Origin of the sequence: Streptomyces palmae (assembly GCF_004684805.1) — a bacterium.
Taxonomy (GTDB): Bacteria; Actinomycetota; Actinomycetes; order Streptomycetales; family Streptomycetaceae; genus Streptomyces; species Streptomyces palmae.
This window is the reverse complement of the sequence record NZ_SRID01000667.1, coordinates 1-1492: the sequence shown is the minus strand read 5'-3', so window position 1 is coordinate 1492 and position 1492 is coordinate 1. Positions and strand designations below refer to the sequence as shown.

The window sequence follows — 1492 nt, the reverse complement described above, 5'->3', positions numbered from 1 at the left end:
GGGCTGTCCCGCGCCGGCGGGGTGGGTGTTGGGCGTGGGCTGTCCCGCGCCGGGGGCGATCTGGTGGCTGACCCGACCCGTGGTGGTGGGTTCGACTTCGTATGGGGCGCGGCCCGTGCGGCCAGGGCGCGGCTGGTGCCGGCGTTGGTGCTCGGGGCGCTGGCGCTGGGGAGCGCGGTGGGCTTGGCCGCCGTCTCCGGGTGGCTGATCTCGCGCGCCGCCCAGCAGCCCCCCGTGCTCTACCTGATGGTCGCGGTGACGGCCACCCGGGCCTTCGGGATCGGCCGGGCCGTGTTCCGGTACGCCGAGCGGTTGGTCTCCCATGACGCCGTGCTGCGGATCCTGGCCGATCTGCGGGTCGCGGTGTACCGGCGGCTGGAGCGGCTGGCCCCGGCCGGGCTGCGCGGCGCCCGGCGCGGCGACCTGCTCGCCCGGCTGGTCTCCGATGTGGACGCGCTACAGGACTACTTCCTGCGCTGGTTGCTCCCGGTCGGCGCGGCCGTGCTGGTGGGCGGCGCGTCCGTCGCCTTCACCGGCGGACTGCTGCCGGAGGCCGGGGCGCTGCTGGCGGTGGGACTGCTGCTGGCCGGGGTCGGGGTGCCGCTGCTCTCCGGGGCGCTGGCCCGTCGGGCGGAGCGCCGTCTGGCTCCGGCGCGCGGCATGCTCTCCACCGAGATCGTCGACCTGCTGGCCGGCGCCGCCGAGCTGCGGGTCGCCGGAGCGCTGCCGCGCCGGCTGGACGCGGTGCGCCGCGCGGACCGGCTGCTCACCGGGATCGCCCGGCGCGGTGCCGCCGCCACCGCGGTCGGCAGCGGGCTGTCGGCGCTGGTGTGCGGGCTCACGGTGACCGCCGCGACCTGGGCCGGGGTACGGGCGGTGGCGGACGGACGGCTCGGCGGGGTGTGGCTGGCGGTGGTGGTGCTGACCACGCTCGCCGCGTTCGAGGCGGTGGCCGGGATGCCGCTCGCGGTGCAGTACCGGCAGCGGGTACGCCGCTCGGCGGAGCGGGTGCACGAGGTGCTGGACGCGCCGGTACCGGTGGTGGAGGGGACGGACCAGGCACCCAAGACCCCGTTCCCACTGGTGCTGAGCGGGCTGACCGCCCGCTACCCGGGACGCGATCGGCCCGCGCTGGACGGTTTCGACCTGGAGCTGACCGCCGGCCGGCGGGTGGCGGTGGTCGGCGCCTCGGGCGCGGGAAAGAGCACCGTCGCCCAGGTGCTGCTGCGCTTCCTGGACGCCGAGTCCGGCACGTACACCCTGGCCGGCCGCGACGCCGCCACCCTGGACGGGGACGGGGTGCGCCGGCTGGTGGGCCTGTGCGCGCAGGACGCCCACCTCTTCAACAGCTCGCTGCGGGAGAACCTGCGGCTGGCCCTGCGCGGCCGCGCCGATGCGGACGAGCGCGCGGAGGGGGAGGGAGAGCCGGGCTCTCGGCCTGTTCCGGACGCGGCTTCGGAATCGGGAGTGGGGTCGGCCTCGGGGTCTGGGG

General features: G+C 77.2%; 1 pseudogene. It reads left to right on the top strand.

Features of this window, described 5'->3' with window-relative positions:
- A pseudogene (gene cydC, locus E4099_RS31940) lies at positions 1-1407 on the top strand (thiol reductant ABC exporter subunit CydC); the annotation flags it as partial.
- Between the last annotated feature and the right edge of the window lie 85 nt (positions 1408-1492).